Source organism: Streptomyces sp. Ncost-T10-10d (genome assembly GCF_900091955.1).
In the GTDB taxonomy this organism is placed as follows: domain Bacteria; phylum Actinomycetota; class Actinomycetes; order Streptomycetales; family Streptomycetaceae; genus Streptomyces.
In genome coordinates, this window is the sequence record NZ_FMDF01000157.1 from 138,044 (window position 1) to 158,470 (window position 20,427).

At 67.9% G+C, this 20,427-nt stretch carries 19 protein-coding genes and 5 pseudogenes; 14 read left to right on the forward strand and 10 right to left on the reverse strand.

Annotated elements, in window-relative coordinates; translation table 11 throughout:
- Nucleotide 1 precedes the first annotated feature (1 nt).
- On the forward strand, nt 2-532 hold the full coding sequence (locus GA0115254_RS28575) for a hypothetical protein (RefSeq protein WP_256102827.1): 531 nt from the start codon (nt 2-4) through the stop codon (nt 530-532).
- A gap of 157 nt (nt 533-689) precedes the next feature.
- On the opposite strand, the gene GA0115254_RS28580 is transcribed toward GA0115254_RS28575, so the two are convergent.
- The 4 genes from GA0115254_RS28580 to GA0115254_RS28595 are packed head-to-tail and all read right to left on the reverse strand — an operon-like array spanning nt 690 to nt 3,869.
- Complete coding sequence (locus GA0115254_RS28580) at nt 690-1,766, reverse strand: ABC transporter ATP-binding protein (protein WP_093898161.1); 1,077 nt, start codon at nt 1,764-1,766, stop codon at nt 690-692.
- Nucleotides 1,763-2,623: a molybdate ABC transporter permease subunit gene (modB, locus tag GA0115254_RS28585; protein WP_093898162.1), complete on the reverse strand. Its 861-nt coding sequence runs from the start codon at nt 2,621-2,623 to the stop codon at nt 1,763-1,765. The genes GA0115254_RS28580 and modB overlap by 4 nt, the downstream gene beginning before the upstream one ends.
- Nucleotides 2,620-3,447 carry a molybdate ABC transporter substrate-binding protein gene (gene modA / locus GA0115254_RS28590; protein WP_093898191.1) on the reverse strand — a complete coding sequence of 276 codons (828 nt, stop codon included), beginning with the start codon at nt 3,445-3,447 and terminating at the stop codon, nt 2,620-2,622. The genes modB and modA overlap by 4 nt, the downstream gene beginning before the upstream one ends.
- A gap of 35 nt (nt 3,448-3,482) precedes the next feature.
- Nucleotides 3,483-3,869: a TOBE domain-containing protein gene (locus GA0115254_RS28595; RefSeq protein WP_176740330.1), complete on the reverse strand. Its 387-nt coding sequence runs from the start codon at nt 3,867-3,869 to the stop codon at nt 3,483-3,485.
- A 138-nt stretch (nt 3,870-4,007) separates the two neighbouring features.
- Between GA0115254_RS28595 and GA0115254_RS28600 the strand changes: the two genes are divergently transcribed.
- The 4 genes and pseudogenes from GA0115254_RS28600 to GA0115254_RS28615 form a co-directional block, all read left to right on the forward strand.
- On the forward strand, nt 4,008-4,478 hold the full coding sequence (locus GA0115254_RS28600) for a molybdopterin-dependent oxidoreductase (protein ID WP_093898163.1): 471 nt from the start codon (nt 4,008-4,010) through the stop codon (nt 4,476-4,478).
- A gap of 318 nt (nt 4,479-4,796) precedes the next feature.
- Nucleotides 4,797-4,997, forward strand: a pseudogene (locus tag GA0115254_RS46620) (hypothetical protein); the annotation flags it as partial.
- A 414-nt stretch (nt 4,998-5,411) separates the two neighbouring features.
- Nucleotides 5,412-6,233: a PucR family transcriptional regulator gene (locus tag GA0115254_RS46625; protein WP_256102828.1), complete on the forward strand. Its 822-nt coding sequence runs from the start codon at nt 5,412-5,414 to the stop codon at nt 6,231-6,233.
- Nucleotides 6,166-6,519: pseudogene (locus tag GA0115254_RS28615) on the forward strand (NAD(P)-dependent oxidoreductase); the annotation flags it as partial. The gene GA0115254_RS46625 and the pseudogene GA0115254_RS28615, both read left to right, overlap by 68 nt.
- A 28-nt stretch (nt 6,520-6,547) precedes the next feature.
- On the opposite strand, the gene GA0115254_RS28620 reads toward GA0115254_RS28615, so the two are convergent.
- On the reverse strand, nt 6,548-6,943 hold the full coding sequence (locus tag GA0115254_RS28620; RefSeq protein WP_093898164.1) for a TOBE domain-containing protein: 396 nt from the start codon (nt 6,941-6,943) through the stop codon (nt 6,548-6,550).
- A gap of 201 nt (nt 6,944-7,144) precedes the next feature.
- On the opposite strand from GA0115254_RS28620, the gene GA0115254_RS28625 reads away from it, so the two are divergent.
- Entirely contained in the window at nt 7,145-7,894 is a 750-nt protein-coding gene (locus GA0115254_RS28625; RefSeq protein WP_256102829.1) for an HAD hydrolase family protein, read from the forward strand.
- A gap of 226 nt (nt 7,895-8,120) precedes the next feature.
- Nucleotides 8,121-8,459, forward strand: a complete 339-nt coding sequence (locus GA0115254_RS28630; RefSeq protein WP_093898165.1) for a hypothetical protein — start codon at nt 8,121-8,123, stop codon at nt 8,457-8,459.
- 483 nt (nt 8,460-8,942) lie between these two features.
- Here the strand turns inward: GA0115254_RS28630 and GA0115254_RS28640 are convergent, their stop codons facing one another.
- Complete coding sequence (locus GA0115254_RS28640; RefSeq protein WP_093898166.1) at nt 8,943-9,560, reverse strand: TetR-like C-terminal domain-containing protein; 618 nt, start codon at nt 9,558-9,560, stop codon at nt 8,943-8,945.
- 67 nt (nt 9,561-9,627) lie between these two features.
- Here GA0115254_RS28640 and GA0115254_RS28645 point away from each other — a divergent pair, with 67 nt between their 5' ends.
- The gene (locus GA0115254_RS28645; RefSeq protein ID WP_093898167.1) at nt 9,628-10,962 is read left to right on the forward strand and encodes an alpha/beta fold hydrolase; all 1,335 of its coding nucleotides are present in this window, start codon (nt 9,628-9,630) and stop codon (nt 10,960-10,962) included.
- Nucleotides 10,963-11,486: 524 nt separating this feature from the next.
- On the opposite strand, the gene GA0115254_RS28655 is transcribed toward GA0115254_RS28645, so the two are convergent.
- Entirely contained in the window at nt 11,487-11,870 is a 384-nt protein-coding gene (locus GA0115254_RS28655; protein WP_093898169.1) for a VOC family protein, read from the reverse strand.
- Between the two features lie 61 nt (nt 11,871-11,931).
- On the opposite strand from GA0115254_RS28655, the pseudogene GA0115254_RS47865 reads away from it, so the two are divergent.
- Both GA0115254_RS47865 and GA0115254_RS28665 read left to right on the forward strand, forming a co-directional pair.
- A pseudogene (locus GA0115254_RS47865) lies at nt 11,932-12,604 on the forward strand (transposase); the annotation flags it as partial.
- A gap of 301 nt (nt 12,605-12,905) precedes the next feature.
- Nucleotides 12,906-14,126 carry a neutral zinc metallopeptidase gene (locus GA0115254_RS28665; protein ID WP_093898170.1) on the forward strand — a complete coding sequence of 407 codons (1,221 nt, stop codon included), beginning with the start codon at nt 12,906-12,908 and terminating at the stop codon, nt 14,124-14,126.
- Nucleotides 14,127-14,248: 122 nt separating this feature from the next.
- Here the strand turns inward: GA0115254_RS28665 and GA0115254_RS47255 are convergent, their stop codons facing one another.
- Nucleotides 14,249-15,223 (reverse strand): helix-turn-helix transcriptional regulator, encoded by a 975-nt coding sequence (locus GA0115254_RS47255; protein WP_093898171.1) that lies wholly within the window; start codon nt 15,221-15,223, stop codon nt 14,249-14,251.
- 338 nt (nt 15,224-15,561) lie between these two features.
- On the opposite strand from GA0115254_RS47255, the pseudogene GA0115254_RS47870 reads away from it, so the two are divergent.
- Nucleotides 15,562-16,362, forward strand: a pseudogene (locus GA0115254_RS47870) (IS5 family transposase); the annotation flags it as partial.
- 448 nt (nt 16,363-16,810) lie between these two features.
- Here the strand turns inward: GA0115254_RS47870 and GA0115254_RS28680 are convergent.
- Nucleotides 16,811-18,172, reverse strand: coding sequence for a tryptophan 2,3-dioxygenase (locus tag GA0115254_RS28680; protein ID WP_141720929.1), 1,362 nt, complete (start codon nt 18,170-18,172; stop codon nt 16,811-16,813).
- 159 nt (nt 18,173-18,331) lie between these two features.
- Nucleotides 18,332-18,664, reverse strand: coding sequence for a hypothetical protein (locus GA0115254_RS46645; protein ID WP_256102830.1), 333 nt, complete (start codon nt 18,662-18,664; stop codon nt 18,332-18,334).
- 294 nt (nt 18,665-18,958) lie between these two features.
- On the opposite strand from GA0115254_RS46645, the pseudogene GA0115254_RS46650 reads away from it, so the two are divergent.
- The 3 genes and pseudogenes from GA0115254_RS46650 to GA0115254_RS28690 form a co-directional block, all read left to right on the forward strand.
- Nucleotides 18,959-19,193 (forward strand): annotated as a pseudogene (locus GA0115254_RS46650) (hypothetical protein); the annotation flags it as partial.
- Nucleotides 19,148-19,336, forward strand: a complete 189-nt coding sequence (locus GA0115254_RS47875; RefSeq protein ID WP_370740962.1) for a hypothetical protein — start codon at nt 19,148-19,150, stop codon at nt 19,334-19,336. The pseudogene GA0115254_RS46650 and the gene GA0115254_RS47875, both read left to right, overlap by 46 nt.
- Nucleotides 19,337-19,732: 396 nt before the next feature.
- Nucleotides 19,733-20,200: a GNAT family N-acetyltransferase gene (locus tag GA0115254_RS28690; protein ID WP_093898173.1), complete on the forward strand. Its 468-nt coding sequence runs from the start codon at nt 19,733-19,735 to the stop codon at nt 20,198-20,200.
- Nucleotides 20,201-20,427: the final 227 nt, after the last annotated feature.

The window sequence follows — 20,427 nt, forward strand, 5'->3', positions numbered from 1 at the left end:
CATGTCCCAAGAGCTGAACCGGTCCCGGCCGCCGCTCATCGCACGCTGGCGCGAATTGGCAAGCCAGCACCTCACCCCCACGAAAAGATCACTGATCGTGACGTGGATCGCCTTCGGCGTCACGTGGGGAACCGTGCGGACCATTACCCACGGCATTCGCGGCGGATGGCTGCCTTGGGGGAACATCTCCGCCGGCGGTCAGCACTTGCACCACTACAACTTGGGCATCGGCATCCTTGCCGGCATTGGCATCATCGCCGTACGTGGCGACGAGCGCGCCGTCGGCCACCCGGCCGTCGCCGCTGCCTACGGCGCCGGAACCGCTCTCATCGCCGACGAATTCGCCCTGCTCCTCGATCTGCAAGACGTCTACTGGGCCAAGCAAGGACGCCTCAGTGTGGATGTCTCGCTCGGCATCCTTTCCGTACTCGGCGCGTACCTGACCGCCACACCGTTCTGGCACGAGTGCGCTCGGGTGACCCATCACCATGTCGTCTCCGCCGCCGAACATCACCTGACACCCGCCAGGTAGGTCGCCCCGGGAACCCACCGCTGTGCCAGTGGTGGGCGTCGGTGAGGTTGCCACGGGGCGGGATGTGGTGGTGCGTAACTCGGGGGAGTCCCGAGCAGGGGCGGGCAACTGGGTGCTGCCTCGCAGATCGTGGACGCTCGCCGGTCCCTGCGCGTTCTCAGACGGGGTAGGCGTGGGTCTGCGTCGCCTTCACCGTCGCCCAGACCTCCGCACCCGGGTGCAGGTCGAGCTCGGCAGCGGCGACCGTGGTGAGATCGGCGGCGAGGGGGAGATCGCCGGTGAGGGCGGCGCGGATCTGGTCGCCGTGGGTCTCCAGGCCGGCGACCTCGCAGCGCCAGAGGTTGCGGGCGCTGGAGCCGGTGGGCCGGCTGCGGTAAAGGGTGATGGCGCTCGGGGGGAACGCCACGAAGACCGGTCCGGACAGTGCCTCCGTGGTGGTGATGGCAGGGCCGGTGTCGAGTCGGACTGTGTGGCCGTCCGCGTGACCTCGGTAAAGGTTCAGGCCGACCAGTTGGGCGATGTAGTCCGTACGGGGGTGACGGGCGATGTCGGACGGGCTGCCCTCCTGGACGACTTCGCCGTGCTCGACGACGACCAGGCGGTCGGCGAGGACCATGGCGTCGAGGGGGTCGTGCGTAACGAGTACGGCGACTGCCTCGAATTCGGCCAGGTGGCGCCGGAGTTGGGTGCGGACCTCCAGTCGGGTACGGGCGTCGAGGGCGGCCAGCGGCTCGTCGAGGAGGAGCAGGCGTGGGCGGGTGGCGAGGGCGCGAGCGAGGGCGACGCGCTGCGCCTGGCCGCCGGAGAGCCGGCGAGGCTTGGCGCCGGCGTGATCCGCGAGACCCAGGCGGTCGAGCCAGTTGGCGGCCTGTGCACGTGCCTCCGCCTTGGTCGCGCCCTGGCAGCGCGGCCCGAACGCCACGTTGTCCAGGGCGGTCAGGTGGGGGAAGAGCAGATAGTCCTGGAAGACGACGCCGACCGGGCGGGACTCCGGCGGCGTACGCTCCAGCGTCGCGCCGTCCAGCCGTAGGTGACCGCCGGTGAGTGGTGTCAGGCCGGCGAGCGCGCGCAGGGCTGTGGTTTTGCCGGCGCCGTTGGGGCCGAGCAGGGCGACTACCTCGCCGGGCGCGACGGTCAGCGCCACGTCGAGGCGGAAGGCGCCACGGTCCACCACGAGGCGGGCGTCGAGCCCGTCCGGGGCGGTGCCGGTGCGATCGTCGTGAGTCTCGGTCATCCGGCGGTCATCCAACGGTCGCGCAGTCCGGCCAGGACCGCGATGGACACGGCGAGCAGCACCAGGCTGAGGGCGATCGCCGCCTCCGGGTCGCTCTGCAGGGCGAGGTAGACGGCGAGGGGCATGGTCTGGGTACGGCCGGGGAAGTTGCCGGCGAAGGTGATGGTCGCGCCGAACTCGCCGAGCGCGCGGGCCCACGCCAGGACCGCGCCGGCCGCGATGCCTGGTGCGATCAGCGGGAGCGTGACCCGGCGGAACGCGGTGAAGCGGGACGCACCCAGGGTGGTCGCCGCCTCCTCATAGCGTGGGTCGGCGGCCCGCAGGGTGCCCTCGACGCTGATGACGAGGAACGGCATCGCCACGAATGCCTCCGCGACCACGACCCCCGCCGTGGTGAACGGCAATGTGATGCCGAACCAGGAGTCCAGCCACTTCCCGACGATGCCGTTGCGGCCGAGCGCCGTCAGCAGCGCCACGCCGCCCACAACCGGCGGCAGGACGAGCGGGAGTGTGACGAGCGCTCGGACGAGGCCGCGTCCGGGGAATTCGACCCGGGCCAGCAGCCAGGCCAGCGGCACCCCGATGACCAGGCTCACCGCGGTCGCCGTCGTGGCGCAGACCAGGGACAGCTGGAGCGCCTGCCACACCTCGGCGCTGGTCATCTGCTCGGGCATGCTGCGCCACGGGGCCCGTACGAGCAGGGCGATCAGCGGCACGATCAGGAACGCCAGGCCGATCAGCGCGGGCACGAGCAGAGGGAGTGGTACGCCGCGGCCGCCACCCACCCGGACACGCCGACGCCGCGGCCCACCCCGGAGGGCGCCGGTCGCGGCGTCGGACTTGACGGTCGAGGTCACGGCTTCAGGAACCCGGCCCCGGTCAGGACCTTCTGACCTTCGGCGGACTGCACCAGCGCGATGAAAGCCTTGGAGGCCTCGGCGTTGGGGGCTTCCTTGAGCAGGGCGATCGGGTAGTCGTTGACGGCGTCGGCCGACTCGGGGAACTCCACGCCCTCCACCTTGTCACCGGCCGCCTTCACATCGGTCTTGTACACGACCGCCGCGTCGGCCTCCTTCAGCTCGACCTTGGTCAGGGCGCTTTTGACGTCCTGCTCGTACGACACCGGAGTGAGCTTGAGACTGCTGGCGTCGAGGGCCTTCTGGGCGGCGGCACCGCACGGCACCTCCTTGTCGCAGAGCACGACCTTCAAGCTCGACCTGGTGAGGTCCTTGAGGGAGGAGATCTTGTCGGGATTGCCCGGCAGAGTGGCGATCTCCAACTGGTTGCGAACGAAGGTGGCGGGCGTGCCGGAGGCGTCGCCCGCGTCGGTGACGATCTTCATCGTTTTGGGGCTGGCCGCGGCGAACACGTCGGCCGGCGCGCCGCCGGTGATGCTCGCGGCGAGCGAGTCGCTGCCGCCGAAGCTGAAGGTCACCTTCGTACCCGGGTGTTGCTTCTCGAACTCCTTGCCCAGGGTCGTGAAGCTCTCCTTCAGCGAGGCCGCGGCGAACACGGTCACCGTGCCGGACAGCTTGTCCGGCGAGGAGGCCGAGGCGGAGGCGTCCGATTTCACCGCCGAGGAATCGTCGGACGAGGAGCAGGCGCTCAGGGCCAGCAGCGCGGCGGTGCCTGCACCGGCCACCTGCAGGGTCCGGCGGGTCCGGCGCGCGGTACGGGTTATCACGGGTCCACTCCCTCTGGTCCTGACGGACACATCTACGGTCTGTCGACGACCACGTTGGTCGACTTGATCACGGCAACCGCCGGAACACCGGGCTCCAGCTTCAGTTCCTCAGCCGACTCGCGGCTGACCAGCGCCACCACCCGGAACGGCCCGGCCTGGATCTCCACCTGTGCCGACACGTCTCCGAGGATCACGTCGGTGACGATGCCGGAGAAGCGGTTGCGGGCCGAGGAGCCGGTGGAATCCCGCTCCGTACCGTGCAACTGCCGGGCGTAGGCCGCGAGAGCCGGCCCGGGGATGATCCGGCGGCCGATCTCGTCGCGTTCGGCGGTGAGTTTCCCGCCGTCGACCAGACGCCTCACGGTGTCGGCACTGACGCCGAGCAAGGCGGCCGCGTCCCCGATCCGGTAGCTGTGCATGCGCTGATCATACTGCCGCAGATGCGAGGGGAAAGTCTTCTGTGGCTTTGCATGAGCCGGATCACCGATCCTCTGGGATTGCATGTGCGTTTGTACAGGATAGGTATCCGGGTACGGGCATCCGGGAGGTGATAGTCCGTGAGTCAGTCCCACGCAGTGGCGGATACGGTGGCGGAACTTGCCCTCACCGGCGATCTGACCCGTCCGGCCCGCCTGACCGTGCCCGACCTGCTCGCCTGGCCGCAGCACGAGGCCGACGTCAGCTTCGAGTGCACCACCAGCGGCATGCGGCACCACCGCTTCACCGGGCCGCTCCTGCACGACGTCCTGTCGGCGGCCGGTCCCGTTTTCGACCCCGCCCGCCGCAAGGACCGCCTGCGCTTCCTGATCGCGGTGTCCGGCGCGGACGGCCACCACGCCCTGCTGTCCTGGGCGGAGATCGACCCCGACTTCGGCCGCGCGCCCGTATTGCTCGCCGCCACGATCGACGACACTTTGCTCGACCGCGGCGGTCCCCAGCTCGTCCTGCCCCAGGACCGCTGCGGAGCCCGGCACATCAGCGGCATCAACGCGATTCGCGTGGACGGTGGGTACGCCTCGTGGGCGTGACACCAGGCAATACCCGTAAGGCAACGGCGAAGGGCGGCCTGTGAGCCGGGTGGAACAGACGGGCGTTCTGGTCGTCCAGCACAGTGCTCCACGAGGGCCCGTACGCCATCGGCACGACGCTGGAGGCGGCAGGGCTGTTGGTCCGGGTGTGCCGGACCTGGGCGCGAGACCCGGTCCCGGAGTCGTCTGCCGGACTGGCGGCGCCGGTGATGATGGGCGGGCCGACGACGGCATACAACAACTCCCCAGCGTTTCCGACACGCGCGGCCGAGTTCGCTGGAGAGTTGAGAGGGTTTCGCATGTCACAGCTGGCAGTGGATCGACGGCGCAGACGTGGAGTCGTACATCGCGCCTGCCAACGACACCCCGTTGCGGCGCACGGACAAGGCCGGGCGTCACTGCCACTGGATCCTGGAGATCCATCTCGTCGACCAGGAAAGGGTGCCGGGCTCAGGGACGCGGACGCGGCCGTACTGCTGGCGGGCGAGGAGACGCACGGCGCCGTCCCCGACGACCTGATCGAGGCATGCGCCCGCCACGACATTCCGCTGGCCGCCGTGCCGGCCGACGTGATGTTCCAGGCTGTCACCGACACCGTCTACCTCCAGCAGGTGGGGCGAGCTGAGCCGCCATCACGCGCTGCCGGAGAACGCACGGGCGCGGCTGGGCCGCCTGGTCGCCCAGGACGCCGGTCCGGGCGCGATCGTCGCTGCGGCCTTCGCCCATTTCGGCCGGGCGGTCGTCGCCTACGTCCTCACCGCGACCGGCCGTACAGTCGCAGCCACGGAGGGCGGGGGCACGCTCTCCGCGTCGGAGGCCGCGGCGCTGCTGGCCGACGGCACCGGTGCCACGGTCCCTGTCGACGCGGACGTCGCTTCCCCGTACGAGCGCTGGCACCTGTACCTGCCCGACCCCGGCGCCGCGCCGCCCCGCATGCTGCACGAGGTCGCCGCGGTCCTGGGCCGCTGCCAGGAGACGCAGTCCCGCCGCAGGGCCGCCGATTACCAGGCGGCGGACGAACTGGGCGCGCTGCTCGCCGCCCCCGGGGCGGAGCCGGCCTCGTTGGCTGCGGCGCTGCGGGCCTGTGGGCTTCCGGTCGAGGGACCGTACCGCGTGATCACCGCCGACACCGGGGCCCGGCGGGTGGGACTGGCAGAGGGAGCGCTGGCGGAGGCGGTCGCTCTTGCGGGGGCTGGACCGGCAGCGGTCGGACGCCTTCCGGACGCCACCGCGTTCGCGGTCGTCCCCGGCGCCGTCGATGTGAGCGAGGTGTGGCCGCTCGTCGCCGCCTGCGAATCGTCCGTACTGCTGCACGGCGGACACGGACGACCTGCCGCCGAACCGCCGGACCTGGCCGGAGCGCTGGCCGAGGCCCTCTACGCCCTGACCTCGGCCAGGAACACCGCCCCGGACGCCTCGCTCCTCGGCGACGCCACGTCCCTCACCAGCCGGGACACACTGCTCACCGGAGTGCCGTCCGAGGTCCGCACCGTCTACAGCCGCACCGTACTCGGACCCCTGATCGACGCCGTGAGCCCCTTCGCAGCCCCCCTCCTGGAGACCCTGAAGGCATTCCTCGCCTGTGACGGATCATGGGTGCGTACGGCGGAAGCTCTGCACCTGCACGTCAACACCGTCCACTACCGCATCCAGCGCGTCGAGCACATCACGCTTCGCCTGCGGCGACCTGCTCGCCAGGATGAAGCGCGGCGCCTGCCTCATCAACACCGTTCGTGCGAGGATCGTCGACCGTGACGCCGTCGATCGCGCCCTGCGCAGCGGCCAGTTGGCGGGCTACGCGGGCGACGTCTGGTACCTGCAGCCGGCCCCGGACGACCACCCCTGGCGCACTATGCCGCACCACGGCATGGCCCCGCACATCTCGGGCTCGTCCCTGTCCGCGCAGGCCCGGTACACGGCGGGGACAAGGGAGATCCTGGAGTCCTGGCCCGCAGGGCGCCCGATCCGCGACGAATACCTGATCGTGGACGGTGGCGCGCAGGCGGGGACCGGACCTCATTCGTACTCGGTCAGCGGCTGACCCCCCGGGGAGGCCACCGTTTCCGCGGTCAGACGCGGTCGATGTGCACATTCGTCGACTTGACTCGGGCGGTGGCCTCCATTCCGACCTCCAGCCCCAGCTCCTCCACGGCCTCTCGCGTCAGCAGTGACACCAGCCGGTGCGGGCCGGCCTGGATCTCCACCTGGGCGGCGACATCACCGAGCTTCACCGCGGTGACGATCCCGGGGAAGGCATTGCGGACCGAGGTGTACGAAGCGTCTTCCTCACCGCCACCGCCCTTGGCCAGCTCCACGGAGAAGACGGCAAGATCTTTTCCCTTGATGAGCCGCCGCCCGCCCTCGTCCCGATGGGTGGCCACCCGGCCGGCGTCGGCCCAACGCCGAGCGGTGTCGGGGCTTACACCGAGGAGCCGGGCTGCCTGGCCGATTGTGTAGAACTGCATACACGCCAAGATAGGCCCATCCACGGACGCTCATGCCCACCGCACTGGCCCGGTCAAGCAGGTTCCGCCGGCCAGGAGGCGGAGCGCGGGGCCAGAAGCTGTCCGGGCGATCAGAGGCATCCGGCGGGGTTGCCGGCATCGCATTCTCGCCGTTGGCCAGCCGGATAGGATCCGATGATGTTCAAACTTCGAGCCCGCACTTTGGTTTTCGACATCGACGGCACGCTCTGCTTTGACGGACGAACGATCGATGATCGAATTCTCGCGGCGATCGGCGCGTGCGAGCGCGTTGGCTACCACGTGGTTTTCGCGTCCGCCCGGCCTGTCCGAGACCTCCTGCCTGTCCTCGACGGAGCCTTCCCGTCCGCCACACTGATCGGCGGGAACGGGAGCCTCGTCTCGGTCGACAGCGGTGTCCAGGCTCGGGCCGCTTTCGATCCTGCCGGACTTGGCGCACTGATGGACGCGGTCGGGCAGTACGAAGCGACCTATCTCGCGGACGGGCCCTGGGACTACGCCTATACCGGACCTGTGGACCACCCGATCCGGAGCCGTGTCGATCAGGGTAACCTCGCGAAAATGGTGGACCTCGCCGAGCTTCCCGAGGTCGTGAAGTTCCTTGTCGTCGGTGCGTCGCACATGGCGGAACTCGCCGAGGCCGGCCGTCGGCTGGGGCTGATGGTCAACCACCACCTCGACGAGGCGATCATCGACTTTGCGCCGGGTTCGACGACGAAGTGGGAAGCCCTGACGTGGATGGGGATCGACGAGTACATCGCATTCGGTAACGACATCAACGACTTCGATCTCCTGCGGAACGCGGAGCGGGCAGTGCGCGTCGGCTCGCACCCGAGTCTGGGCGACGTTGTTCAGGTCACCATCGCGGCCGACCCGGAGGCAGTCGCGGCCGAGATTTCACTGCTGGCCGAGGCGGCCAAGGCCACTGTCTGAGCGGCGACACCCTGAAGCGTCGGATCGGTTTCACCGAGCGAGTCGAGCCATACTCCGGGCGGTGTGACAGCGGGCGCGAGTGCCTGACTCGCCGACGCTTCGATTCTGAGGTCAGCCAGAAAGCCGGCCTGAGTCCGGGCCTCATACAGCCCGCTATCGCGAGGTTCAGGCGGCGATCACCGACTAGGTGCGGACTGGCTCCGACGCCGAGAAGGTTGGTGCCACCATGGCGTGGTACTTCGCGCGCCCGGGGCTCAAGTACGCCTCCATGGACGACCTCAGACGCGGCCTGCCCACCGAGGAAAGCAAGGCAGTACTGGATGCTCTGGCCGATCTCCGCGACGGTTACCGCGCGACCTGCCTTGCCGCATTCCTGTCTTGTGAAGACCCGGTGACCCGTCAGGACCTCTCCCTCGGGATCAATCTCGACCCAGCCGCTTACCCCGGTGACCTCCAGTCCAGCCACCAGCAGGCCAGGCGCATCATCATGGCCGACTCCGAGCACCATCGCCGGCTACTTCAGCGCTCACCCCAAGTGCAGCCACCCACAGAGGGCCAAGAATGACAACTCGCGCGGGTCCACTCGGTGCTGCTTGAAGCAGTTCAGAGAAGCCTGCATCCGATGCCCCGTCCTCCAGATCGACCCCCGCCGACGGCCCCGGCTCATCGACATCATCCAGAACCTCTGCGAACGAATCTGCGAGGCCCGAGGCAGCGGCTGGCTCGGCGAAGTCGAAGGACTCCCTGCGCGCCTGCTCTTGGCACTCGCAGTCAGGCGCCCACGTGCACGCGACGTGATCGAAGGGGGCGAACCCATCGACGACAAGCTCACCCCCTCCACGAGGTTCAGTGGAGTACCACCTGTCCTGCTCGTTCCCCTCGTCCGACGGCCGTTGGGGGCACCGAGTCGCGATCGAGACGTGCGAGAGCGCGGGTGACGGCCTAGGGGCCAGCGGCCCTCAGCCGTCGGCGGGCGGCCTATTGCCGGCGCCTCTCCCGTACGAGGCGCTTCTCAACTCTCTGAACGGAGGGTTGGTAGCGCTCTCTGTCAGAAGGCGGGTTCGTCGTGCCGAAGGCTGAGGAACACCGCGGGGGCCGTCCAGCCACGCAGCGTGGCGAGGATGGTCGATCGGAATGCGGCTTTTGCTGTGGAGGCGCCGAAGGCCCCGGCGAGTTCGAGTGTCACAAGCCCATGCAGGGTCACCCAGAGTGAGACGGCGATCGCCGTCGCTTCGCCGTCGAGGACGGACTCGGTCACGGCGCGATCGATCGCCGCGATGAGCGGCCGGACGGGGTCACCGGCACCGACCGCTCCTGACGGCTTGAAGGATTGCACTCCACCGAACAGCACTGAGTAGAGGTGGCTGTGTTCGCGTCCCCATCGTCGGTATGCGGCGGCCAGTGCGTAGATGTCGGCGAGGGGATCCTCAGAGGTCGGCACCGCCGTCAGGGCCTGGAACAGGCCGGCGACGGCTCGGTCGCGTACCGCTCCGATCAGTCCTTCCTTATCGCCGAACAGGGAGTACACCGCAGCCGTTGACGTCTCGGCGGCCGTGGCCACGGCGCGGACCGTGACCGACTCCTGCGGACGGGTGGCGAGCAACTCGGTTGCGCACTCCACGAGTCGCTCTTTGACGGTCGCGTCGTTTGTTCTCGGCCTACCCATGACGAGAAGCCTACCTCCTTTGGTAACGTCGTTTTGAAACAGCGTTTTGAAACTTCGGAGGTCAGCCGTGCCCACGTTCGCCATACACCTTGCTCGTTTCACCGGACGCTTACTGCTGGCCCTGGCAGCCGTTGCGACGCTGGTCGTCGTCTTTCTCGCCACGATCGTCCTCACGGACGGGGCAGGCTCGGGGTTCGGCGCATGGTTGACGACCCTTGGAGCCGGGGCTGTCGCCGCGTTGTGGCGGGGTCGGCGTCGCACTCGGGCGGCGCGGCTCGTGCCGTTCCTGCCGGTGGTTGTGGCGGCGGCGTTGACGGCCTCGGTCTGCATCCCGACCGTGCCCACGGCCCGGCGGTACCCGCCCGCCCTGCCGTTCGTGGCCACGCAACACTGGAGCCTGGCCACAGGCAGCCGGGTCGCGGTGTATCACTACCCGCCCGGGAACGCCGGCACCCGACACCCCATTCCGTTCGTGTACCTCAACGGCGGACCAGTTCGCGGCATCTCGGTTCTTGACCACCGGTTCCTGCAGCTCCTGGCGCGACAGGGCTACGACGTCTACGCCTACGAACAGGCCGGCGGCGGACGAAGCGACCTGCTCCCCATGGACCAGTACACGATCTCCAGGTCGGTGCGCGACCTTGCCGCTTTCGTCGACCGCCTGGACAAGGGCAGGGTCGACGTCCTCGGATTCTCCTCAGGCGCGGCCGTGCTCACGCGAGCCCTGGCCGACCCGCGCGTCGCTGCACGCTTTCACCGGACGATCATCGCTGAGCCCGGCCCGATGGACGGCCCGACCGCGCGAATCACCGGGCACAAGGGCCAGCCATCCGCGCGCGGCCTCGCGTCGGCCATGACCGGACCGCGGTCGACGCACATCCCGCGGTACGCCGCCGCATTCGGCCTCATGCGACTTGGGCTCCTCACCCCCGACACCGGGCTGATCGGACAGGCCGAAGGCGACAACGCGTTCACCGCCGCTGACCTCGGCGGCGACACCGCATCCGGCTACTGCGCGCGCGACGCGCACCGCATCCCGACTGAGGACACGGCGCAGAACTTTTCCTTCAGCCCCGCCGCCAGCCTCCGCATCCAGCAGACGATCAAGGAATCACCCTCCATCGCCCCGCAACTGAGGCGCTCCCAGACCCCCGCGATGCTGATGATTGCCGAGTGCTCCTCCCAGGTCCGTCAATGGGCGACTGCCGTCCTTGCCGGTGATCCCGCCATCCAGCGCACGCAGTACATGCCTGGAGTCGGACACCACATGTGGAACGGCCTTGACGACAACAACGACCGAGCCGCCGCCGTCATCACCACATTCCTCCAGGACAAGCCCGCCCCCCTGCCGAACCACCCGACCCGCGACGAGATCCCCGCCTTCCTGCGCGACCACAAGTGAAGACCCTGCAGCCCACCTCCGGCATCGCCGGGCGAACGCTCGAAGCCGCCTGGCCCTGCGTCAGGTACGGCCACAGCGTGTTCACCAAAGGGATGACCTCTTGGCCTCGCCGTTTCGCTCGGGGACGGCTGGCTATGGGGTCGGAAACGCGAAAGCGCCTTCCTGGCCTGGGACGATGAACCTTGCTGAGGGGTTCTGTCGGTCCAGGCGGAGGGCACTTTCCAGGTGCAGACTATCGGGTTGCGTCCCAAGGTCCAGGTCAGTGCCGATGGTTCGGGAGTGGTGGGTCACGCCGGGGCACGGCTGCTGACTGATCTCGCCGATGCCACCGGACTGACCACCACGTACTCCATTGGGACCGTCATCACGCCCAGGAAGAACGTGCTGACGCCAGCATCAACCGGTTGACATCCATAGGGGCATCAAGCTCACGGTGCGTTACGAAGCGACCTTCCTCGTCGCGGCCATCAACGAATGGCTGTGACCATCTATCACAGGGCATCCGGCTGTTGCGTGTGTAAGCCTCAAGAAGACATCGATGCGCGGTCGGCCTCACTGCGGAGAACACAGAATTCATTGCCCTCAGGGTCCGCGAGGACGGCCCAGCCGGCACCATCGGGTTCCCGGCGATCGTCGACGAGGGTGGCCCCGAGGTTCAGTAGTCGCTCGACCTCCTCCTCGCGCGTGGTCTTCGGACGCAGGCACAGATGAAATCTGTTCTTGAGCGTCTTCGGTTCCGGCACCTGGTTGAAGTGCAGCAGCGGGCCCTCCGGCAGCATCACCTCAGTCTCTGGATCACCTGGGTTGTCCTCCCGATGCAGCGGACAACCGAGCACCTCACTCCAGAACCGAGCCAGCTCATAGGCATCCGCACAGTCGATCGCCACATTCTGCAATACCGAGACCATGCACGAGAGCCTGCCTGAAGCACCGCTCGGTCCGCCAGCAAATTGTGGCCCGACAGTCGACGTGGTGGTCCGTATGCGGGTACTGCGTCCGGTGTGTCCTACGCACGGTTGCCGTCACCTTCCCTGAGCAGGTGTCCGGGGTACTGGAGCGTCACCAGCGCCGCACAGCCCGTCTGACCAGGCAAGTCAAGGCTTTGGTCGCGGAGTTGGCGGGCTGGGCGGGGCACGTTTGGCGGCGATACTCGCGGTGGGCCTGTCGCGTCACACGGCCCTGCGTGCCCTGTTGCGCATCCCGTTGCCCGCCGGACGGGTGTGCCGCCTGATCGGCGTCGACGAATTTGCTCTGCGCCGACGGCACCGCTGTGCCACCGCGGTGATCGACGCCGAGACCCATGAGCGGATCGAAGTGCTGCGCCCGGTTCACCGCCGCCCTGCCCCGAGACGACCCAACTGGCCACCCGTATCCGAACCTTCGCCCAGCTTCTGAAGCCTCACCCAGGAAATGCCGACGCGCTCGAGCTCCGGATCACCAGGACCGCGCAGCCGACCTGCCCCATCTGCACACCTTCACCCGGGGCCTGGAGCGAGACCTCGACGCTGTGGTCGCCACGCTCACGCTCCCACACAGCAACGGCCCGACCGAGGGCGTCAACACCAGGACCAAGCTGATCGCACGCCAGATGCACGGACGGGTAGGCCTCACCCTTCTTCGCCACCGCATCCTCCTCGGATAACGACACCCTCCGTCACCACCGAATGCGAGGCAGGGCCCGTCCCGGGCTCCGTCTCCGAAGCCCGCCGGCTGCAGATTGCCCGCCGCCCCGCTCGTCGCCTATGAGGGGCAGGTGCGGTCGAACCGGTTGAAAGCGAGGAGACCGGGCCGCCGGCAGCGGAGGGGTGACGGGAACCATGACGCTGTCAGGTTCCAGACATGCCGGTTTCGGACAGTGAACGACCGTTCTTGATCCGGGAGTTGGGATTACAGACTGGGCGTCGCCTTGGATGCCCTACCGGGCGCCCTCGAAAGGAGACCTCGTGAAGAAGATCCTGTCTGTGGCAGCGAGCCTGGCGATCGCCGCGACCTGTGGCCTTGGCATGGCGCTTCCCGCGCACGCCGCTGACGCGACCGGCGTCACGACTGCGGCGAGCCGGTCGCTGCAGTCCTCCATCGACACCTCCTCCATGGACCCGCAGCACCAGGCCATCGTCGACCGAATTCTGGCCAAGCTGCCCGCCGACTGGGAGGCCCGCCTCGACGCGGCCAAGGCCAAGTACGGTCTGAAGGGCGAGGAGTGGCAGCAGATCCGCGACAACGCGATCAATCCCGGCGACTACCAGTGCCAGACGACCGACCTGTCGAAGTACGCCAACTCCCTCCTGGACGGCGCCCAGGACCCGTGGACCATCTTCATCCTTTCGCTCTTCGGCGGATTCGACATGCCCACCTACGACGCGCTGATCTACGGCAAGGAGTCGTCGTCGAACACGTTCGGCGTCAAGGGTGAGTACACCCAGAAGCTCAACTCCGAGATGAAGAACCTCAAGCGCTTCTGGGATATCGACTCGGCACGCATCGAGCTGATCCCCATGCACGGCGCGGACGTCTTCACCAGCCCGGACCGGCTCGCCCGCACGCTCTCCGTGCTGTACGGCGGCACGCCCGAGGAGAACCTCGACCTGGCCGACATGTTCATCGAGCTGGTCGACTCGGAGCCGGTCCTCCAGGGTGGCGCCAACCCGATCTTCACCTTCAACGCCTTCGCCTACAGCGAGAAGGACGACCCGGCGCCGCTCGGCATCACGGACCGGATCATCATGGGTGACGGCATCCTGCAGGGTATGAACGCGGTGAACCTGGGCGACGTCGCGCCGCGCGGCATCCTGGGCCACGAGTTCGGTCACCACGTCCAGTACCAGAAGAACCTCTTCGAGAGCGACCTGACCGGCCCGGAGGCCACCCGCCGCACCGAGCTCATGGCGGACGCGTTCGGCACGTACTACCTGACCCACTCCCGCGGCGAGTCGCTGAACGCCGCCCGTGTCCTCAAGTCCGAGAAGTCGTTCTACCAGGTCGGCGACTGCAGCTTCACCAGCTCGGGCCACCACGGCACGCCCAACCAGCGGCTCAACTCGGCGACTTGGGCGGCGGGCGTGGCCAACGAGGCGCCGAATCAGGGCCACATCCTGCCCGCCCTCGCGTTCGACAAGCTCTTCGAGGCCAAGCTGCCCGACCTGGTCAAGCCGGACAGCAAGTAACGGTCACCGCCACGCCGCGGGGCGATGAACACCTGAGCGGCTGAGGACCCGCGCGGGGCGGGCCGGATCACGCACCGGCCCGTCCCGCGCGCCCACGCGTCCAAGCCACGAGCCCGACCGCGTCACAGCCAGCCCCGACGGCTGGCCTGGACACCGAGCTGGAAGCGGGTCTTGGCGCCGAGCATCTCCTGGAGGCGGGCGATGCGCCGGGCGACGGTGCGCTCGCTCACCCCGAACTCACGGGCGATCGACTCGTCGGTCAGCCCGGCGCTGAGGTAGCTCAGGAGCTGCCGCCCCTCAGGGGTCGCCTCGCTCTTGACGGCCTCACCGGCCGGCGGGAGCGGAACGGCGATTCGCCAGTACGACTCGAAGACGCCGATCAGCCCGTCCAGGAGACCCGACGGCTGCACGACGACACTGTGGTGTCCCGTACGGTTCGGGGCGGCGACGGACACCACGGCGAAACGGTCGTCGCAGACAAGTACGTTCAGCGCGACATCGGGGAAGACCCGGGCCTGTTCTCCCCGGGCGACGCACTCATGTGCCACTTCCAGTGCCTTGGGGTCCTGCAGGATGTTGGCGCTGTACACCACCCGGTAGTCGATCCCGCGGTCCAGCGCGTCCAGCGTGCCAGGGCCTACCTCCGGCACCCGGTCGCTCCCGCCCACCGGCCCTATCGACAGCGCGCGCACCCGGGACACCGCCCCGTTGTGCACCCGTGACTGGATCTCCCCGCGCCGCTCGGAGGTGTCGACGACCTCGACGTAGCTCGCTCCGGCGGTGTGGTCGAGCCAGTACTGCGACAGGGCCGTGGCGCTCTCGTAGGCGGTCCGGGCCTGGCGCGCGCGCCGCTCGGCGACCGCCTCCAGCACCGCGCGGGGCGGCTGGGCGGTCAGCCTGCCGTCCGTACGGGAGACCAGGCCGATGTCGCTGAGTTCGGCGACGGCGTCCTTGAGGCCGTCGAGCGGCGACCCGACCAGCGCCTGCCGGTCGGTGAGCTCGGACATGGTCTGCGGCCCCCGTTCCACGAGCGCGAGGTAGGCGGCCTCCGCTGTCGCGGAGAGACCGAGAGCCTGCAACGGGCGCAGCGTGCGCATGTCCCCCCAACCCGGCGGCGCCGCACGGCAGCACCCACCGACCCCACTTCTACGGTGGCTGTCATTCCGCCAAAGATCGTCAGCCTAACATCGGCATGATCATGCGGACCGGGAGCGGACGGCGTGACGAGCGGCGCTGATGAAAGCGCCGGCGGAGGCGTCGGCGGAAGCGTCGACAGGCGGTCTGCGCCTGCCGGCATCGGGGGCGCCCGACCACCCCGCCGACCCACCCGGCGCCGCCCACCCTCAGCCGCACACGTCACCGTCCTCGACACCGTCGGCAACACCGCGGATGCGAAATGCGCGACGGAGAGGCTACGGCGGTGAAAATTGAGCGGGATCACCGGCAGGTGATCGACGGAATTCTGCACCGGGTGCGGACCGGAGTGCAGTGGCGGGACCTGCCTGAACGGCTCGGCCCGTGGAAAACCATCTATGAACCGACTGACTATGGTCGGCCGACGGGACGTGGGAGCGCCTACTCCAGCAGGTCCAGGCCGAGGCCGACGCAGCAGGCGAGATCGACTGGGACGTCTCGGTCAACTCCACCGTCGTGCGCGCATCAGCATGCGGCCGGTGCCGGGGGTCTCAGCGGCAGAACACCAGGGCGAAACGCCGCGCAGAGCCGCGTCGCCCGCCTGGTGGGGACGGTGCAGGAGGCGAGGGCCTTCGCCGCTCGCGCGGCAGGTTCACCACCAAGCTCCACCTGAGCGCAGAAGGCCGCTGTCGCCCGCTCTCTCTCGTCGTCACACCATGGCAGCGAGCGGACTGCACCCAGTTCAAGCCGGTGAGCTGGAGAAGATCCGCGTCCCGCGGATCGGGCCGGTCAGACCCCGCAGGAAACCCGACAGACTCGCGGCGGACAAGGCATACAGCAACGGGCCCTGCCGCGAGTGCCTGCGACGCCAGGGCATCCGGCACAGCATCCCGGAGAAGACCGACAGCCAGGCTGCCCGCCTGCGCAGAGGTTCACGCGGCGGCCGCCCACCGGGGTTCGACGAAGAGCGGTACAAGAAGCGCCATACCGTCGAATGGGCCATCAACAGACGCAAGCAGCACAGGGCCGTGGCCACCGTTACGACAAGCGTCGCTATGTCTTCCTCGGCACCGTAACCGCCGCAGCCCTCACCACCGGCTGAGATTCGACGCCTTCTGGGAGTTGGACCCCGCCGCCGTGCTCCAGACCGCGACCACGCCGTGACGTGGTCCCACTGGCGTCGCCGCCACCAAGCACGCGCCCGCCGCTGCCACTACAAGCAGAGCATCGCACCTTGCCGGACGACCCGGCAAAGACCGCCCCACCCCCATCCCAGCCCGCTACACTCTCCACCCCCAAGCCGTTGGCCGGCGCTAAGGAAGAATTCTGGCTGGCGTACTCCCGCGAGCTGACGGGAGAATCCATACCTACCTGGCGAATCGATACGGACATGCCTGCCGCAACCGTGTGAGCGTTGAGCAGACGCACTCTTGGTTCGTTCACAGTGAAGATTGACTACGAAATGATGAATTCCATGATCTTGAGAAGAAGATCATGACTGGCATCATCGAATGGGATTGGCACGTTTCTCTCTTCAGGATATCCAGCGTTCAGCTCGTCGGGGTATTACCCGACATGGAGAGGCCAGGGAATAGGGAGACCTCCGCTGTCCGCTGCAAGTAGTCAGCCCCGGATGTGCCGCCGGTTCCAGGTGCGGAGCCGATGATTTTCAGTGTTATTCCCCAGTGAGTGCGCTTCGACATGTGCCAGCTGGCATCGAGGCGCCGCATGCTCTCCTTCAGCCTGGTGACGTTCTGCGAGGGAAGTTCAGACAACTGTCGCTCCAAAACTTCTTGTAGTGTTTCGCCTTCGAGAACGAGAAACGGCGCTTGAGGAGAAAGTGAGCCGGGATCTCGCGGTGCGCTCAGCGACTCCACCCGTCGATACGAGGTGGATTGAACGGCGCTCCTGCCGTTGGTTTTCTCGCGGATGACGGCGAATGCCTCGCGTGGCATCGTGGTCAGGACGCGGAAGAGCGCAGGCGTGGCCTCAAGCCGATTCGCCGCGTCGCTCAGTTCGTCGCGGCAACCTTCGGCATCACCGTTGTCCAGGGCGGTGATGGCACGTTCGAGGCAGCGGCCGATGTGGACGTACAAGCCCTCGAAGATCTGAATGATCCTGATGAACATCTGTTCGTCATGAAGCCGGGTCACAGGCAGCATCGTGGCTTCCACGAGGCGCCGGACGGGCTGCTCGATCTGATCGGCCGCTGCCGAGACGGCCCTGGACGCGGCAGCCGTCAGGGCTTCATCTCCCTTGAGTACGTCCGCCGTGGCGAATGGACCGGCCTTGCCCTCGAACTTCTCTCCCCAGGCGGGTGCGAGAGCGTTCATGCTTCTCAGAAGCTGGTAGGCCGCGCGTGCCCTGGTCCGCTGCCGTCGGCTGGGCTCGGCGGCGAGAGCAGATGTTTCGGTGGAGAGCAGGTCCACGGCAAGAGCGGCCATGATGGTGTCTGACAGGATGTCGCCCTTTTCTCCTTCCGACCGTTCCCTCATCCCGTCGTAGAGGTGGGTGCCCACGTAGGTGTGGTAATCACCGTCCTCCTGGTCGAAAGTGAGACGCAACCAGGAGGACAGCGGCGGCGTGCTCACCCCCTCGTCCTCAGGTGGTGCGGTGCTCTGCACCGAGGCGTGGAGATCGCGCAATTTGGCGATGAGAGCAGGGTGCGCGTCGCCTCGCCCCACACACCGAAAGTGCTCGATGACGTCCCCAAAGGGGAATTTCTCGGTTCTCAGCCGGTAGGACCCTTTGGAGTCAGCCGCACTGCACCATTCTTCGACTGCGTGCAGGGCACGAGTTCCAACGGTATCGGTGAATTCGGCCTGCACTGCATGCTGGCTCAGGGCCGCCACGCCGATACGGCCAAGCAATGGTCCGGCAGGTCCTAATTCTTTCGGTACGTTTGCACTCATAATTCGCCTCATTTCAGCGAACGCTACCGTCTGTGAACAGCCTGAATCTGTCGATCGTTTCCTCGGCGTTCGCCATTCTCAGCGCGGCTCATGGCCTCGATGAGGCACTTGGGGCGCATATCGGTCCAATTGGCAAGGCTTGGTTTCGGAATCGCGTGGTCAATCTCGACGTCGATACAGGTCCGCGCGGGGTGAGCGAACGGTCCGCTTCACAGGCCCGCGGTGAGGGCGGCGGTGAACGGCGTCTTCCCGCACGTAGGTGCCCGTGGCGGCGTAGTGGTCAAGTGTGTGGCGGGTCTGGGCGAGCATGGGTTGGGCGGGGCAGTGTTCGGCGTCGGGCCAGCCGGGGACGGCGCCGAGTGCACCGAGGTGGGCGAGGTCGAAGAGCGAGGTGTCGGAGACGATGAGGTCGTCGGTGCCGCGGATCCAGCCGATGGACGGTTTGCGGTCGATTCGGTGCAGGTCGTCGGTACGGAAGTGGGTGGGGGCCATGGCGTTGAGGTCACCTCGGGGACCGGGGCGGTGCCACGGTAGGACGGTGCGGTGGACCTTCCTATGGGGTGAGCAGTCACAGATCGGGGTGGGAGCGTGTGTGGTGTCGCCATCTGCTGGGGATGAGACGGGCAGCGGCGCGCCCTGCATCTCGGCCGGGCGCTCGACGCCGAAGTACTCCAGGAGCGTGGGTGCCAGGTTGATGGTCTGCACGAGGGTGTTGCGCCGCTCGCCCGCGCTCCCCGCGCGCGGGGACCGGTTGGCATGGCGCAGGATGTTCCGCGCTCGAAACCACGCTCCGCCGGGATCGCGCTGCGGATCCCGCCGCTGAAGCTGTGCACCGACAACGGGGCGTTGATCGCAGCCGTCGGTGAACTGCTGGTCCGGGCGGGAGCCGAGCCAGCCCCGCTGGATGTGTCCATCGGACCCGTCCGTGCCCCTTGAGTACGCCGTCCTACGCCGGGTCACCACGAACTCGGAGTCCTGCTCGACAGTGAGTGGCGATTCCGGATCACCGGGGCCCGGCTGATCGGACTGAGCCGCCGGGAGCAGTTCCCAGTGCTTCCGCCCCGGTCCTACGGCGTGGCAAGGAGCAACTGGAGTGCCGTTTGGTGCGAACCGGACGCCGCCGTCATCGCGATCCACAGATTCACGTCCGATGCTCAGCAGTAACTCGACGACCGAGGCGCGGTCGGGGGCCGTAGGGTCGTCGGCCAGCGCGAACAGGAATGGCAGACTCGCCGCCATGCACGCGTACACGGCGCCCTGGTGATGGGCCGCACTGTAGAAATCGCCGAGTGCCCTCTTTCGAACCTCGGGGTCGGGTGAGGCCATCGCCCGGAGCCACACCGGAACGTCGACGGCCGCGCCGCACGCATGGCTCATCGACGACCAGTCGATGCTGTCCAAGTAGTTGATCATGCACGGCACTCTGCCGCAGGGCACTGACACCATCTCACGGGACTTCGCGGACACGGCCGACCGGGCGCCCGGGAGGGTAACGACCTGGTCCCCGATAGAGGGCCGGGAGCAGGGCGGGCTTCTGGTGCGAACTGACAACATGGGCTCATGGATGATGCAGGGGGCCTCGGTGAGTTCGTTGTGCGCCGCGCGAGTGAGTCGGAGTGGGACGCGCTGGTTGAAATCGACGCGGTCGCGGTCGAAGGTGACGTCGGGCGACGGGCGAGCATTCGAAGGTGGTGCCGGCAGGGCCTGGCGGTCGTAGCAGAAGACGCGTCTGACCTGCTCGGCTACTGCGTGGTTGAGTACACGTTTTTCGAACAGGGCTTCGTCACGATGTTGATGGTGGCCCCATCGGCCCGCGGCAGAGGCGTTGGTCATGGGCTGCTGGACGCCGTGGCCGCCTCGTGCACAACTCCGAAACTGTTCACCTCGACCAACGTCTCCAACCAGCCCATGCAGCGACTGCTCCAACGGGCCGGATGGAGCCCGGTCGGCCTTCTCCACGGCCTCGACGAGGGCGATCCCGAGCTGTTCTACCTCTGCCGACCGCAGACCGGGCGGATGTACCCGTGATCGGCGACCCGCGACCTGAGGCGGACCGCATGGGTTCATGGGATGTGCCGTCCCAATGGGCCCGTGCGGCTTTGTCTCATCCTGGCTTCTGTGGCGTCTCCCGTACGCATCTCGGCGATCTGATGGAGGAGTTGGCAGGCCCTTGGCTTGCCCGGTGTGAGTCTGCGCTGCGTGAGCGACGTGGCGCCGAGCGGCAGCGGGACGCTGATGCCCGGAACGAAGCACGA